This window comes from Ralstonia soli, from assembly GCF_023955655.1.
GTDB lineage: Bacteria > Pseudomonadota > Gammaproteobacteria > Burkholderiales > Burkholderiaceae > Ralstonia > Ralstonia soli.
Genome location: NZ_JAMXHT010000007.1, coordinates 39,929 through 55,511, shown reverse-complemented (window position 1 = coordinate 55,511; position 15,583 = coordinate 39,929). Strand labels below are relative to the sequence as shown.

At 62.8% G+C, this 15,583-nt stretch carries 14 protein-coding genes; 5 read left to right on the top strand and 9 right to left on the bottom strand.

Features of this window, described 5'->3' with window-relative positions; translation table 11 throughout:
- The first annotated feature begins 222 nt into the window (after window positions 1-222).
- The 5 genes from NG900_RS18795 to NG900_RS18775 all read left to right on the top strand — a co-directional run bounded on the left by NG900_RS18795 (window position 223) and on the right by NG900_RS18775 (window position 4,883).
- Complete coding sequence (locus NG900_RS18795; RefSeq protein WP_252682884.1) at window positions 223-648, top strand: hypothetical protein; 426 nt, start codon at window positions 223-225, stop codon at window positions 646-648.
- 129 nt (window positions 649-777) lie between these two features.
- Complete coding sequence (locus tag NG900_RS18790) at window positions 778-1,080, top strand: hypothetical protein (protein ID WP_315862383.1); 303 nt, start codon at window positions 778-780, stop codon at window positions 1,078-1,080.
- A 99-nt stretch (window positions 1,081-1,179) separates the two neighbouring features.
- Entirely contained in the window at window positions 1,180-1,845 is a 666-nt protein-coding gene (locus NG900_RS18785) for a DUF1345 domain-containing protein (protein ID WP_252682882.1), read from the top strand.
- Window positions 1,842-2,867, top strand: a complete 1,026-nt coding sequence (locus tag NG900_RS18780; protein ID WP_252682881.1) for an AI-2E family transporter — start codon at window positions 1,842-1,844, stop codon at window positions 2,865-2,867. The genes NG900_RS18785 and NG900_RS18780 overlap by 4 nt, the downstream gene beginning before the upstream one ends.
- 771 nt (window positions 2,868-3,638) lie before the next feature.
- Window positions 3,639-4,883, top strand: coding sequence for an MFS transporter (locus NG900_RS18775; protein ID WP_252682880.1), 1,245 nt, complete (start codon window positions 3,639-3,641; stop codon window positions 4,881-4,883).
- A 13-nt stretch (window positions 4,884-4,896) separates the two neighbouring features.
- Here the strand turns inward: NG900_RS18775 and NG900_RS18770 are convergent, their stop codons facing one another.
- The 9 genes from NG900_RS18770 to NG900_RS18730 all read right to left on the bottom strand — a co-directional run bounded on the left by NG900_RS18770 (window position 4,897) and on the right by NG900_RS18730 (window position 15,571).
- A complete protein-coding gene (locus NG900_RS18770) occupies window positions 4,897-5,565 on the bottom strand; it encodes a phosphoribosyltransferase (RefSeq protein WP_252683258.1) in 669 nt (222 codons plus the stop codon).
- Between the two features lie 16 nt (window positions 5,566-5,581).
- Window positions 5,582-6,142 carry an HdeD family acid-resistance protein gene (locus tag NG900_RS18765; protein ID WP_252682879.1) on the bottom strand — a complete coding sequence of 187 codons (561 nt, stop codon included), beginning with the start codon at window positions 6,140-6,142 and terminating at the stop codon, window positions 5,582-5,584.
- Window positions 6,143-6,340: 198 nt separating this feature from the next.
- Window positions 6,341-6,610, bottom strand: a complete 270-nt coding sequence (locus NG900_RS18760; protein WP_252682878.1) for a CppA family protein — start codon at window positions 6,608-6,610, stop codon at window positions 6,341-6,343.
- A 430-nt stretch (window positions 6,611-7,040) separates the two neighbouring features.
- Window positions 7,041-8,147: an MFS transporter gene (locus NG900_RS18755; RefSeq protein ID WP_252682877.1), complete on the bottom strand. Its 1,107-nt coding sequence runs from the start codon at window positions 8,145-8,147 to the stop codon at window positions 7,041-7,043.
- 51 nt (window positions 8,148-8,198) lie between these two features.
- On the bottom strand, window positions 8,199-9,524 hold the full coding sequence (locus tag NG900_RS18750; protein ID WP_252682876.1) for an NAD(P)/FAD-dependent oxidoreductase: 1,326 nt from the start codon (window positions 9,522-9,524) through the stop codon (window positions 8,199-8,201).
- A 303-nt stretch (window positions 9,525-9,827) separates the two neighbouring features.
- A complete protein-coding gene (locus tag NG900_RS18745) occupies window positions 9,828-11,300 on the bottom strand; it encodes an aldehyde dehydrogenase family protein (RefSeq protein WP_252682875.1) in 1,473 nt (490 codons plus the stop codon).
- 319 nt (window positions 11,301-11,619) lie between these two features.
- Window positions 11,620-13,413 carry a methyl-accepting chemotaxis protein gene (locus tag NG900_RS18740; protein WP_252683257.1) on the bottom strand — a complete coding sequence of 598 codons (1,794 nt, stop codon included), beginning with the start codon at window positions 13,411-13,413 and terminating at the stop codon, window positions 11,620-11,622.
- Window positions 13,414-13,683: 270 nt separating this feature from the next.
- Window positions 13,684-14,187 carry an Lrp/AsnC family transcriptional regulator gene (locus NG900_RS18735; RefSeq protein ID WP_252682874.1) on the bottom strand — a complete coding sequence of 168 codons (504 nt, stop codon included), beginning with the start codon at window positions 14,185-14,187 and terminating at the stop codon, window positions 13,684-13,686.
- Window positions 14,188-14,218: 31 nt separating this feature from the next.
- Window positions 14,219-15,571: an aspartate aminotransferase family protein gene (locus NG900_RS18730; RefSeq protein ID WP_252683256.1), complete on the bottom strand. Its 1,353-nt coding sequence runs from the start codon at window positions 15,569-15,571 to the stop codon at window positions 14,219-14,221.
- Window positions 15,572-15,583: the final 12 nt, after the last annotated feature.

Below are 15,583 nucleotides of genomic sequence, written 5' to 3'. Positions count from 1 at the left end.
CAAATTTGCCTGCCAACCGTTGATGCAGGCCGCGAAGTCCCTGTTCATGCGGGTTTCCCCTTAATTTCTGATATCGCAACAATAAATTGTCTGTCACGACATTTATTGTCTGAACAGGGTCGCCTACGATAGCTCCATCGAATGCGGCGCCGCAGCGAAATGAAGATCCAGGAACTGTCCGGATCACTGCCCGACGCGCTGCGCCTCATCTGGAGAAGAATCATGAAAGCCCAACGCACTCTGATCGCTGCCCTGATCGCCCTGGCTACCGTGCCGGCCCTGGCCGCGACGAAGTTCGACGTGTACACGCAAGGCGCTGCACAAGTCAGCCAACGGTTCAACGTCTATGGCGATGACGCAAAGGTCGACAGCAAGTTCGATCCGTACACCCAAGGCGCGAAGGCTGGCGACAAGTTCGATCCGTACACCCAAGGTGCCAAGGCTGGTAGCAAGTTTGACCCGTACACCGAGGGCGCACTGGCTCGTGCCGGCAAGTTCGATCCGTACACCGAAGGTGCCAAGGCTGGCAGCAAGTTTGACCCGTACACCGAGGGTGCCCTGGCCCGTGCCGGCAAGTTCGACACCTATACCGAAGGTGCCAAGGTCGGCAGCAAGTTCGACCCGTACACCGAAGGCGCCGTGGCCTGAGCCCCTGGTTCCTTCCGCAAGAACGCCCGCACATTGCGGGCGTTTTTGTTTGTGCGCACAGGAAGCACGATTATTGCGAACCGAGACGCTGTTCCTGCGTCTCACTGTCATCGCAACCAGGAAGCCATGATGAACCGTTCACGTCGCGCGCTGCGCCCTGTCTTGTGCGTCACCCTGGCCGCAGTCGCCATGCTGGCCGGCTGTGCGACCGTCACCCCGGGCTCGTTCCAGATCACCGTGCGCGACGCTGACGAGACGGTGCTGGAGCAGTTCCAGTTCCAGGCGGGATCGCAGAGCTCGCTGGAGACCGCCATGATCGGCATGTGCCGCGTGTATCCGGAGGCCACCGTCATCGCGGACCAGCTCTCCACGCACGAGCGCCTGCAGGAGCGCTGCAAGCGCTCGTTCGCGTCGATGCTTACGCCGTCCTGAAAGCTGTCATGAAGCCGCACCGAAGCGGCTACCATGTCGCCTCATCGGCCGGCGCCCCCGGCCTTGTGTGAACGACCCGAGCACGCACGAGAGGCCCATGTGAACCTGCAAGACGAGTCTTCCCAGATATCCCGATTTGCCGCTGCACGGCCGCGCCTGCTGGCGTCTTTTGCGCTGGGCGCCGTTGCGGTGGCCGTGATGCCGGCGGGGCAGGGGTGGCTTTCTCGGCTGCTGCTCGGCTGGGATATCGCCGTGTGGGTGTACCTGATCCTGATCACGATGATGATGCTGCGGGCGGATCCGAGCCGCATCCGCGCCGTCGCCCGCCGCGAGGATGCGAGCGCCTCTGCGGTGCTGGGGGTGGTCTGCCTGGGCGTGGTGGCCAGCATGGTGGCGATTGCCTTTGAGCTGGCGACAGCCAAGTCGGCGGGGCATGCGCAGGCTTCGCACTACGCGTTCACCGGCATTACGGTGCTGGGCGCCTGGCTGATGGTGCCGATGATGTTCACGGTGCACTACGCGCATCTGTATTACCGCGCGCGTCATGAGCCGCCGCTGAAGTTTCCCGACGAGCAGCTCGAGCCCGATTATTGGGATTTCGTCTACTTCTCCTTTACGATCGCGGTCGCCAGCCAGACGGCCGATATCAGCATCCGCTCGCGCGCCATGCGGCGGGCGGTGCTGGGGCAGGCGCTGCTCTCGTTCTTCTTCAATACGAGCATCCTCGCGCTCTCCATCAACATTGCTGCCAGCCTGTTTTCATGACGATGCTTCCTCCCAACGCACACTCCCGCGCCATCGATGTCACCAGCTACGTGCTGGTGGCCGCCATGATTGTGGCTGTGCTGTGGCTGCGCCTGCTGCCCGCCGCCATTGCGGGGTTTCTTGTCTATGCGCTGGCGCGCAAGCTTGAGTCGCGCTTGCGCCGGCGGCATACGCTGTCGCGTCATGCCAAGGCGATTGCGGTGGTGGGCGTGTTCGTGATCGCCACGCTCATCCTGGTAGGCATTGGCCTGGGGATCGGCCGGCTGGTGGAGCACGGCCACGGGCTTGAAGGCATGCTCACGCGCGTGGCGGACGTGCTCGACAACCTGCGCGAGTCGTTGCCCGCAGCGGTGGCGGACACCATCCCGCCGTCGGTGACGGAGCTGCGCGTGCGTCTGGTCGAAATGCTCAAGGAACACGGCCGCCAAGTGTCAACCGTGGGCATTGACGGGCTGCGCCACAGTGCGCTGGCGCTGATCGGGCTGATCGTCGGGGCGATGGTGGCGTGGTCGGATACGCCTGACCCCACGCGCCACAAGCCGCTGGCCGCTGCGCTGCTCAACCGTCTGGGCCGGCTGACGGCAGCGTTCGAGGCGGTGGTGTTCGCGCAGGTGAAGATCTCGGCGCTGAACACGGCGCTGGCGGCCATCTATCTGATGGGTGCGCTGCCGTTGTTCGGGCAGCATGTGCCGTATTCCAAATCGTTGATCCTGCTGACCTTCGTGGCGGGGCTGATTCCGGTGGTGGGCAACCTGATCTCCAACGCCGCCGTCGTGGTGATGAGCGTGACGGCATCGCTGGAGCTGGCGGTGGCGTCGCTTGTCTTCCTGGTGGTGGTGCACAAGCTCGAATACTTCGTGAACGCGCGCATCATCGGCAGCCGTATCGATGCGCGCGCATGGGAGCTGATCTTGGCGCTGATCGTGATGGAGGCGCTGTTTGGCGTGGGCGGCGTGATTGCCGCGCCGGTGTTGTACGCCTATCTGAAGCGCGAACTGACGGATGCCGGGCTGATTGGCTGACGCACTCGGGCGCGGCAGTGCAGGGTGACCCGCCAGCGCCCCCGCGCTGACGGCATCGGCAGAAAAGAGCGCGCCCTACGGGACGAGGGGCGCGCAATAACTCGCTGACCGAGAGACGTCAGCGAGCCGAGGGCCGGTACACGGGACGGATGTCGCGGGCGGCGGGCGCATGGCGTCGCCGGTCAGATCCACCGCCTCGGAGGTCACGAAGCAGCAGATCACGCGGTCGTCTAGCAAGGCCTGATAGAACAGGTCTCCTGTCGCGCGACATTGTGTTCCCGTTTGCAGAATCAACATGGCTCCCCTCCCATGTTGGCCGATGTGCAGCATCGAGGATGTGGGTCATCGGTCCGGGTTGCGGATCACCGTGCGTGCAAAACGATTTACAGATCGGCCCACACATCGGCCCACGCGTCGGTTCCGTCTGGCGGCTGGCACGGGCGCTTTATTTCTCTGCTTTCAGCGTCGTGCAGCAATCCTTGCTGGCGAGTATAGAAAGCGTCTCCTGAGCGGCCATGCTCCGAACGGAGTAGCTTCGCGCGCGAATATGGCTAACACGTTAGCTGCCTGCCGGGGCAAGCTGGGCGCGGGTTTGCGGGAGGCGGGGCGCGTGTTTTGACGAAGCGGCGCCGCACGGGCTGACGCTTCTGCCCCGACAGTAAATTGTCCGGTTTGCGCTAATCGTTGTCGAATTTGCGGCAACACGCCTGCACCGTTTAGGCGCAAGATTGAGCGCTTCCCGCTTCTACCTTTTCTTCACCGCAAACCATCATGCAAACCACTGCAAACGGCACGGCCGGCGCCGCGGCAACACCCGCTGCGCAAGCCGACAAGACCGGCTTTGGCGTGATCGGCGCCATCAGCTTCGCGCACTTCCTCAACGACATGATGCAGTCGTTGATCCTGGCGATCTATCCGCTGCTCAAGGGCAATTTCCACCTCGATTTCTCGCAGATCGGGCTGATCACGCTCGTCTACCAGATCACGGCATCGCTGCTGCAGCCGATGGTCGGGCTCTATACCGACAAGCATCCGAAGCCGTATTCGCTCTCGGTGGGCATGGGCTTTACGCTGGTGGGGCTGGTGCTGATGTCGGTGCCGCCGAACTTCGGCACGCTGTTGCTGGCGGCGGCGCTGGTTGGCACGGGCTCGTCGATCTTCCATCCGGAGTCGTCGCGTGTGGCGCGCATGGCCTCGGGCGGCCGGCATGGGCTGGCGCAGTCGCTGTTCCAGGTGGGCGGCAATGCGGGCAGCGCCATGGGTCCGCTGCTGGCGGCGCTCATCATCATGCCGTACGGGCAGCACAGCCTGGCGTGGTTCTCGATTGCGGCGCTCATCGCCATCTTCGTGCTCTATCACGTGGGGGGCTGGTACAAGCGTGAACGTGCCGCGGGCCATGGTCGCAAGGCGGGTGGCCGTGCGCATGCGGCGGTCAAGCTGTCAGGTGGGCAGGTGGCGTTCGCGATGACGCTGCTGGTCCTGCTGCTGTTCTCCAAGTATTTCTACCTGGCGAGCCTGAACAGCTACTACACGTTCTATCTGATCACCAAGTTCCACGTGTCGGCGCAGACGTCGCAGCTGTTCCTGTTCCTCTTCCTGTTCTCGGTGGCGGTGGGCACGATCGTGGGCGGCCCGATCGGTGACCGCGTGGGGCGCAAGGTGGTGATCTGGGTGTCGATTCTGGGTGTGGCGCCGTTCACGCTGCTGCTGCCGTACGCCAACCTGTTCTGGACGGCGGTGCTGACGGTGTTTATCGGGCTGGTGCTGGCCTCGGCGTTCTCGGCCATCCTCGTGTATGCGCAGGAGCTCATTCCCGGCAAGGTGGGGATGGTGTCGGGCCTGTTCTTCGGGTTTGCGTTCGGGCTGGGCGGCATTGGCGCGGCGGTGCTCGGCAAGCTGGCCGATGCGACCGACATCTACACCGTCTACCACCTGTGCTCGTTCCTGCCGCTGATCGGCCTGCTGACGGTGTTCCTGCCGGACATCGAGCGCAAGCGGCGTCTGCAAACAGCCTGAAGGCTCAGGCGTATCAAGGATTGCGCTTTCGGGCGTCGGCCAGCAGCGCAATCACTTCGCGGTCTTCAGTCTGGTCGAAATCTTCGTAGTACTGGCCAACAGCCTGGAAGCTGAAGTCGGGTGCGGCAATGAGGCAGACGCCGACATCGACTTCCGCGCGCAGTGTTTCCCACGTGGATTCCGGCGCGGCGGGAACGGCGAGCACGAGCCGCTCCGGCTTGGCGCGGCGTACGGCAGCCAGCGCGGCGCGCATTGTGGCCCCCGTGGCGATGCCGTCATCTACAACGATGACCGTGGCGCCCGCGAGCGGCAGCGGCGTGACACCGTAGCGTTCTCGTCGGCGTTCCAGCTCGGCCAGCTCCTGCGCCATCACCTCGTCCAGATACGCTTGCGATGGCTGAAGGGCGTGCAGCAGCGAGGTGTTCCATTCGACATGCGGCGGTATGCCTGCGCCGCAATCGGCCAATGCCCCCAGCGCCAGTTCGGGTTGCAGCGGCGCACCCAGCTTGCGCACCAGCAGCACGCCAAGCGTGGCGCCGAGCGCTTTGGCAATCGCGTGTGCCACCGGTACGCCGCCGCGCGGCAGCGCCAGCACGATGCGCGGTGCGTTCAGGCCAAGCGCGACCAGTGCGGCGGCCAGTTGCCGCCCGGCATCGGTGCGATTGCGGAACGGCGCGGGCATGATGATCGGGGCTGCGTCAGGCAAACGCCCGTGCAGTTCCGCTGCGCCCCCATTTGCGCACACGCAGCGCGGCGAGGATCAGGGCCATACCCCATACGATGGCCCACGCGCCGATCCACCACACCACCGCCAGCACGCCGGCCTCGGGCCGCCATAGCAGATAGCCAGCCAGCAACACGCTGGCGATGCCGCCCAGGATCAGCCACCACTCGCCCGCCAGCTCTTCGCGCAAGCGCACGGCCACGACGATCTGCAGCACGCCCTGCGCCAGCAGCCACGCGGCGATGTACAGCAGCAACCCGAGCGCGGTCACCGCAGGGTTGAACAGCGTCAGCACGCCAACCGCCACCCCGAGCAGCCCTTGAAGCAGCACCGGCCAGCGGTCTCGCTTCGGCGTCTGACTGGCGAACGACGTCATCAGCAAAAGACACCCTTCCACCAGCGCGTACGCACCAAACACCAGGACAAGCACCGCCAGCGTGACCGCCGGCGCCACGAACGCGCCAACGCCGATCGCCAGCGCACACAACCCGCGCAGCGCGAGTACCCACCACAGTTTGGAAAGCGTATGCAGCATGAATCCACTCCTTGAAATCAAACGAAAAGCGATCGCGCGCCGAGGCGCGGCGTGCGATCGCTGTTATTCCAAGGTAGTGCAAGGGGTGGCGGGCCTCAATGCGCGTCTGGTGAATTTGTGCGCACGAAGAGTCATATTTGGCAAGTTCCTTCGTGCAATGTGCGTATGGAGCAATACCGCATCGCACTGGTCAGCGCGCTATGCCGCCATGTGGCTGCGGCCCAGGATGGCGCGGATCGTGGCCAGATAGGCCTCGCCCACCGCCCGGTTGAGCGGTCGCGCGTGCGTTGTGCGTTTGCGCGGCGGCGGCGTCAGGCCCAGCGTGCGGCAGACCTCCGACGCGTAGGGCCGCCCGCGCCCATGCATGCGCAGCACGACTTCATTCAGTGCTTGTTCGCCCAGACGCTCGTGCAGCCACGCCACGGTCTGGCGGTCGTACTCGTTTTCAATGCGGATCAGTTCGTCCATGGAGGTGCTGTATAAATTTACAGTTACTGTAAATATATACAGGTATCCATGGAATTCAAGGACGCACTTGTGTCGGGTGACTTAATTCATGAGACTGGCGACATAATTCGCGAGAACGGCAGACACAAATAATGAGATCGCGCGCCAGTAAGTCTGAGCACATCAGGTTCCATGCGTCGCCGAGATCACACATGGCTATGTGGCTCCGTTGTTCTGATCGCGCGAGACCGACGAGTGCCAATCCGAGCAGCGCGCGGCGCAACTAGGCAAGCGAGCGGAAGCGGACAGTCCTCGGTCGGCCTTGCAGCAAAGTGGTGAAGGGATCGGGCCGATCCTACGCGTATTCAGAGCTGTAGCCAGTTGAACTAGCTGTGGTCTGGTTCACGTAACTCTGAACTTTTCTGAAGTCGGGGCCGGAAGCGAGTCTTCCTCAGTGCTTCCTGAGGCCGATCGTTAGCTTAGTGCCAGCAGCTACCATTACACCTGCGGCCCAGAACACACCCGCAGTGCCGATCGAGGTGACTACTGCACCCGAGGCGATGGGAATGCCGACGCTGGACATGTTAATCACCATCAACCGCATCGCGACCGCCTCCCCATAGCGATGTTCAGGCGCTAACCGATGCAGCAGGCTCATCGCCATCGGCTGCACTCCGCCAAGGGTGAGCCCAAGGAGTGCCGAGCACATACCCATTGCCCACGGCGCATACATGAGCGGATATATCCCGAAAAGGATCGCGGTGGCGATCATTGCCCCGACCAGCACGGCCCATTCGCGCAGATGCGTCACTACGAGAGGAGTCAGTAGCCGTACGGCAGCGGCGCCGATGCCAAAGGCCCCCAGGATACTGCCGACCATTGCAGCCGGCAGGCCACGCTCGTGCCCCAACAATGGAACTACGAAGGTGTGCAGGTCCCAGCACGACGCTAGCAACCACGTGACGATAAGGAGCCGCCGCAGGGCAGGGTCGCGCCAGAGGGTCCAGATGCCGGTAGGTCGATTAGCCGCCTCCGGTGCGATGGGCAAATGATCGTGAGCACCTCGCACGGCCAGCCAAGCAAGCAACGGCAGTGTGGCCATTGCCACGAACGCGGTACGAAACCCGGCGGCGTCAATCACGACACCTGCTACGAGCGGCCCCAAAACATTGGATAGGGCCAGACCGATCGCCAGCCACGAAAACGCATTCTGGAGCGCGTCTGGGCTACCGGCGACGCGCGGAGTATGGCGCTGAATTGCAATGATGGCGACGCCTCCCGCACCCCCTGTGAGCACTGCGCTTACGCACAACACGGGGAGTATCGGCCATGCAGCCGCCAGGGCGCAGCCGCAGACAGCCACCACTAGCGACCGTAGGATCGGCCCCTTGAGCCCATGTCGCTCGCAGTAGCGGCCTGCTGGCAGCGCAAGGAACACCTGGGAGAGTGCAAACAGCGCAATCAGGCCGCCAACGGCCTCGTCACCTTGCGCCAGGCGTAGCGACATGGTCATCCGCATGCCTGCGACACACGCGTTGAGAAAGAGCTGAGTGAGCATGAGCCGCACCAGCTCACTGGCCTGACCCTGGAGCCGAAACACTGGAGGACTCTAGAAGTCGGCCACCTTGCCCCAGGCCGATTGCCTGAAGCGCGCGGGGTTGTACGGAGCGGGATCGAAGATCGGCTCGTCACCGGTCACGAGGTCGGCGATCAGGTGGCCTGCGCCGGGGCCGATACCGAACCCATGTCCCGAGAAGCCTGCAGCCAGGATGAATCCGGGAATCTCCGGCACCTCGCCTATTCCGGGCACGCCGTCTGGCGTGCTGTCCACGAAGCCCGCCCAGGCGTTGGAGATGCCGGTCTTGCCCAGTGCCGGCATCAGTTCGACGGCACGGCTATAGGTCTGCTTGACAGCTGTCGCATCCGGCTTGGGATCGAGTATGCGCATCCGCTCCATGGGGGTGGGTGCATCCAATCGCCATCGCGCGAGCGTTTCGTGGCCTGCACGAATACCTTCTAACCCGCCCGGAAACACGTTTCGCCAGCGCTTGGCGAACATCGGCAGAAACTGCGGAGCGAAGCGCAGCAACTGCGCCGTCGGATCCACGCGTCCGCGGCCGCTAATGGCCAAGTTATAGCTACCGTCGCTGCGGCGGGTGATTGACACGCGCGCGGTATGCAGTGCGTCAGGGAGGTGCTCGGGCACCCCGCACACGCGCACGATAGACTGGCGTACCGTCGCTTGGGGAAAGCGGATCCCCAACTGGCGGCAGAACGAGGATGCCCACGCACCACCAGCGAACACCACCGTGCGGGTCTTGATTGTTCCCGCTTCGGTGACGACGCCGCTGACGCGGCCGCTCTCAAGTTCGATACCCCGCGCGGCGCAATTCTGCTGCACGGTGCCACCGAGCTTCATGAGTGCAGCGGCTACCGCCGGCGCTGCCTTGGCCGGATCGGCCGTACCGTCGCTGGGCGAGAACACGCCGCCTTTCCAAGCGCGGCCCGTGTCGCGACCGCGCTCGCTGGCCTCACGGCCGCTCAACATATGCGTTGTCACGCCGGCAGTTCTGGCAAAGTCGCGCCATTTGGCCCAGCGTGCGATCTCGTCGTCGTCGTTGCTGAGATACAGCAAACCACACCGGTGGAAACCTGTGTCTTCACCAGTGTCTTCTGTAAAGCGTTCCCACAGTTCAAGGCTCCGGGTCGCCATCGGCAACTCGCGTGCGTCGCGGTTCTGTTGCCGACACCAACCCCAGTTGCGGCTCGACTGTTCGGCGCCGATGCGGCCCTTTTCGATGACGGTGACCGACAGGCCTCGCTGGGCCAAGTAGTAGGCACTAAACACACCGATAATGCCGCCGCCAATCACTACGACGTCGGCATGCGCCGGTAGGCGAGAGGAAGTCTCAATGAGACGCAAGGGCTGGGACATGGCCGAATTTCCTCGCATTTTTAGGCCTGCACGCTTTGCTTCAATTCGAACTTGGTCACCCGCTTTGTGCTCTGCCCTCCGATGTGTGTGCCCTTGGGCACGAACAGGAACTCATTCATTGGATATGAGCGCACGACGCCGGGGTGGGGCGCCGAGTCGTATGTGCCTGCGTGGTATTGCATTGGTTCGTCGGTGAAGATGTTCTCGTTGTGACACACGGCAGTCCAAGCTACAGCTTGATGTTTGTGCGTGGCCCACTGGACGGTCTGAAGCCCGAACTGTGGTGCCACATCACGGTGGCATTCATGCCGGTTGTTTATCACTGTGTTCGAGGATGGCCTTTGTTTCGAGATACTCCTCCAGGCCCTCCAATCCGTATTCGCGACCATTGCCTGAGCGCTTGTAGCCTCCAAAGGGCGCATGGGCATTCCAGGCCGGATAGTTGATATGCACCTGGCCGGCACGGATGCGTGTGGCCACGGCGCGCGCCGCGTCGAGATCTCGGCCCTGCACATGGGCGCCCAGGCCATAAATGGTGTCGTTAGCGATCTCGACTGCTTCGTCGATGCTGTCGTAGGCCATGATCGAAAGCACTGGCCCGAAGATCTCTTCCTGAGCGACGCGCATTTTTGGATGCACGTCGGAGAAGATCGTCGGGCGTACGTAGAACCCCCGTTCCAGGCCGGGCGGCCGGCCGAGGCCGCCGCAGATGAGCCGAGCACCCTCGGCAATGCCGGCGCCGATCATCTCTTGCACACGGTTGAACTGGGCGGCGTTCGCCACCGGGCCGTGCGTGGTCCGTTCAGAGCGCGGGTCGCCGACCACAAGGCGGGAAACCGTCTCGCAAGCGATCCGCTCCACCTCGGCCAGGCGATCGCGCGGCACAATCATGCGCGTCGGTGCGCTGCACGACTGGCCGACGTTGCGAAAGGCTGCGGCGATACCTCCCGGCACGGCGCGCACAAGATCCGCGTCCGGCAAGACGACATTGGGCGACTTGCCACCGAGTTCCTGCGCGACACGCTTGACCGTCACGGCTGCCGCCTGCGCGACTAGAACCCCGGCGCGCGTGGACCCGGTGATGGAGATCATGTCCACGTCGGGGTGTTCCGCCAGTGCGGCGCCCACTTCTGGTCCTTCCCCGTTTACCAGGTTGAACACGCCGGCAGGTGCTCCGGCGTCATGCATCACCTGCGCAAAAAGTAGGGCGCTGAACGGCGACAGCTCGCTCGGCTTCAGCACGACGGTGCATCCTGCTGCCAGCGCAGGGCCCACCTTCGCAGTGATTTGATACAGCGGCCAGTTCCATGGCGTGATGAGGCCACATACGCCGATCGGTTCACGCGCGATCGTCATCCCCTCTCGGTGCGAGACAAACGGATACCGGCGTAGGTTTTCACTTGCCACGCGGATGTGCGCTGCCGCTGAAGGCACGTGCGCGCTGCGCGCCATGCTAATGGCGGCACCCATCTCCAACGAGATTGCGTAGGCAAACACCTCAGCCCGTTCGAGGATGAGGGCGTGCACCCGGTCGAGAAGCGACACGCGGCTCTTTATCGAACTGACGGACCACTCGACAAAGGCGTCCCTGGCGGCGGCCACAGCTGCGGCGACGTCTTGGCGGCTTCCCAGTGCGATCTCTGCAGCGACGTCTTGTGTCGAAGGATCGACGACGGCCGCACGGCCATGCCCCACCGGGCGAACCCATTGGCCGTCGACGAAGATACGGTCCAGATGGCCCGCATTGCTCAGGCGCTCAACGATGGCGTGCATCATCAGAATGGTCCTCCGCACAAGGGCTTCATATGCGTGTACTTGTCTTGATCGGTCAGCATGCAAGCGGCTGGAAAAGTGATCCGGTGCCTATTGGGCTTCATAGCAGTGGCACGGCGATGTTCCGCTGCAGTGCAGCGCTTGAGTCGATCTTCGGCTGGTGTCATTGCAACATAGAGTGCACCTGCGCTTGTTGCGAAACGGCAGGTTCATCACCACGAAGCTGCTGTTTTATGGCGCGCTGCCAGCATGCTGTGCCGAGCGCGTGCAGGCGGTTCAGGATGCCCCTTTGTGGACAGCCGGCTCGCATCGGGCTGAAGCCTCAGTCCACCTTGAACTGACCGATCGTTGTGGCAAGCGCATTTGCCTGTTCCTGCAACGCGCTGGACGCGGCAGCAGACTGCTCCACAAGAGCCGCGTTCTGCTGGACCATTCCATCCAATTGCATGACGGCGTGATTCACCTCTTGGATGCCTTGTGTCTGTTCGTTAGCCGCTTGGGCGATTCCCGAGACGATGGCCTGCACTTCAGTCGCGTTCGCCACGATCTCCGTCATCGTCGTGCCAGCCTGGCGTACCTGAGCTGAGCCTGCGGCGACGCTTTCGACAGTAGAGCCGACGAGTTGCTTGATCTCGCGCGCGGCGTGTGCGCTTCGTTGCGCAAGTGTGCGCACTTCTTGCGCGACGACCGCGAAACCTCGACCGTGTTCCCCCGCGCGCGCCGCCTCCACGGCGGCGTTAAGTGCGAGGAGGTTTGTCTGAAAGGCAATGCCGTCAATCACGCCGATGATGTCCCCGATGCGGTCCGATGCCTCTTCGATCTTCGCCATGGTGCCGACCACGTCTGACACCACCTCGCCGCCGCGTAACGCAATCCTAGTCGCTGCGGTGGAGCGTTCATCGGCATCGCGTGCGGCGGTGGACGATCGGTCCACTGTGCTCGAGATTTCATGCATCGAGGCGGCCGTTTGCTGCAAATTCGCGGCCGCCGATTCCGTGCGGGATGAAAGATCCAGGCTTGCCGCCGCGATCTCGTTGGCAGCGGCGCGCACCAGTTCACTGCTATCACGGATGCGCAGCATGACGCTTTGAAGCTTCTCGACAAACTGATTGAAGGAGCGTGCGATATCTGCCACTTCATCCCGGCCATGCGCGGGCAAACGCTGGGTCAGATCGCCATTCCCGGAGCCGATTGCCGCCATGGCCCGGCACACGTCGCGCAGGCGTCGGAACGCCGTCGTCGTCATGGCCGCGACAACGACGGAGGCAATGCAGACCACGATCACCAGGCACGTCAGCGAAGCAATCATCAGCGAGCGAAGTCCGGCAGTCGCTTCCGACTTGTCTAGCGCAACTACGACCTTCCAATCTGTGCCCGGCACCGCTTGAGCGCGAACGAGTTTTTTTGCGCCATTGACCGTGAGTTCGAGCAGACCTTTGGGCTCGCCGGCGGCGCCTACTGTGACGCGGGAGAAATCCGCGGCAATTTCAGTGGCAGGTTTGAACCTGAGCTTGGGATCCGGATGCGCAATGATGCGGCCGGTGCTATCCACCAGCATGCCGAAACTTGCAGGTGTTGGGCGAATGGATTTGATGCCATCGACCACGCTGTCCAGCGTAATATCTCCGACGACCACAGCCTTCATCGACCCGTCGCGCATCACCGGTACGCTCAAGGCGACGAGCAGCGCTCCGCTGGTACTCACGTACGGTGTTGCGACGGCCTTGCCGGCTTGCTGAGCGGCGCTGTACCACGGGCGAGTGGTCGGATCATAGCTGGACGGAATGTTGGGCCAGCCGGTGAACTTCGCAGCCTTGCTCGGATAACCAACGCCCACATCCCAAAATCCGCCTGCGGCAGCAATCTGGTCAAGGAAAGGCATCGGTTCAGGTGTCAAGACGGCATCCTGAAGCGATGCAACCATACGGTTCTTTCCTGCGACCCACTCGCCAATGGCGACCGCACGGTTATCCGTGATCGAGGCTAGGTTGCGATCGATGGCCTCATTGAGGCTCGCTCGTGCAATGAAGTAGTTTGCGAGTGTGCAGCAGACAATCGACAGAGCGACAAGAACGATGCTGGTGAAGACAACGCGTGTGCGGATGGACGAGCGCATCATAAAGCGAAGAGGGCTGGCGACGATGCCGACCAGATGGTACGTTCGCATGCCCCGCAAATGGCACCGACAAATCGCGAAAAACCGCAGATCGCAAGTGTTTTTTGCCCTGCTATAGACGAAATTGCTTCACGCTGGAACGAGGGAAGGACAACGCTGCGAGCGTTGCCGCTGGCCCACAATACTCGTCCTTAGTGTGCGATCGAACCCGTTCATGCTACGAGCCATGTGACTGCTGGGGCAAAGTGTTCACGCGTCTGGGCGGCACACTCAGTCCCAGCTTGGCTTTCCGGTTGCAATAATGGTCAGCGGATATCCGCGCTGCTCAAGCGGCTTGCGCAATACGATCCGGCTGGAGAACTTCTCGATCCCGATATCGTCTTTCAACAGCCGCTCCATGAGCGCTTGAAAGTAGCTGATGCTGGGCACCACGACTTTCAGAAGGTAATCGTAGCCACCGCTGACGTTGTAGCATTCGACGATTTCTTGGTACTTGCCGGCCCCCGCTTCGAATCTGCGGAAGTCGTGGGGCCGATGGCTGTTCAGCGTCACCTCGGAAAGCACGATGACGTGATTGCCCAGCTTCTCGAGTTCGACCTCCGCGCGAAAGCCGCGGATGACGCCGATTTCCTGGAGCCGTTTCGTACGGAGTAGGCATGGGCTCTCACTGAGGCCAATGGCCGCTGCCAGATCGACATTCGAGCAGCGTCCCTCGCGCTGAAGCGTGACAAGAATCTTGATGTCGAACGGATCCAGGGAATCTGAAGATCGCATGAGCCGGTATCACCGCCAATGTCAGTCCGGGCTACCCCCGTTTTTCCGACCGCACCGCGGATAGCGCTTCGTCCAGTGTTTCGATGACGATGCCGGCTTGCTCGGCTGTGAGCACCAGCGGCGGTCGGATCTTCAGCACATTGTGCCCCATCGCACAGGCACTGAGCAGGACGCCATTGTCGCGCATGCGATTGACCACTCGGGTAGTGAGCTCCCGGTCCGGTACCCGCGATGCGCGGTCCGCGACAAGCTCAACGCCCACGAACATACCTACGCCACGTACGTCGCCAATGGCCTCGTGTCGGTTGGCTAGCTCGGAGATGCCGTCACGCAGGATCTTCCCGACCGTGGCAGCATGCTGCACTAGGCCTTCCTGCTCGATCGTGTCGAGCACGGCCAAGGCCGCCGCACACGACACGGCATTGCCCGCGAACGTATTGAAGTACCTTGAATTCTTGCCGAACTCCGCGAGTGCGTCGGCTGTAGCCAGTAACCCAGCGACAGGTTGCCCGTTGCCCATCGGCTTGCCCATCGTAACGATGTCAGGGACCACGCCGTGACGCTGGAAGCCCCACATATGCTCGCCGGTCCGACCGAATCCAGGCTGGACTTCGTCGGCAATGAACAGGCCGCCGGCCCGTTTGATCGCGTCGACGGCACCCCTCAGAAGGCCTGTCGGTTCAGGCAGGATGCCGTCGCTCGTGAATACGGAATCGACAATCAATGCCGCCGGCTTGATGCCGTGGCGCTTCAGATCGGCGATTGCCGCTTCGACATCGCGCGTGAAGCGCTCGGAGATGTCGGCGCCATCTGCGTGATAGAGGCGCGGCGCCGGAACCAGACGAACGTGTGCGCCGAGATCGACTGTCACGCCGAGCGACGGGGAGAATTTCGACACCGCGTCGGTGAAGCCGTGATAGGCGGTTTCCGTCACGATCACGCCGGTGCCGCCGGTGCGGACTTGAGCGATACGATAGGCGACGTCGTTTGCCTCGCTGCCCGTGCAGGTCAACATGAGATGGGCAAGCTCGGTCTCGGGCACGGTCGAGAGCAGGCGTTCGGCCAGTTCAAGAATCGTGTCGTGCAGATAGCGCGTGTTGGTCGCGAGCGTCTTCACCTGCCGGCATATCGCCTCGGTCACCGCCGGGTGACAATGTCCAAGCGACGCGACGTTGTTGTAGATGTCGAGATAGCGGTGGCCTTCCGGATCGATGAGCCACGCGCCTTCGCCTCGCACGATGTGAAGGGGATGCTCGTACATCAGCCGATAGGCGGGGCCGAGCAATGCGTCACGCCGCTCGATCAACGCCGCAGTGGCGGGCGCCACGTTGGCGCGACCTGGGATGTAGGCATTGACCATGTTGAGGTCAGTGGTGCTTGTCATTGTGTTTTCCTT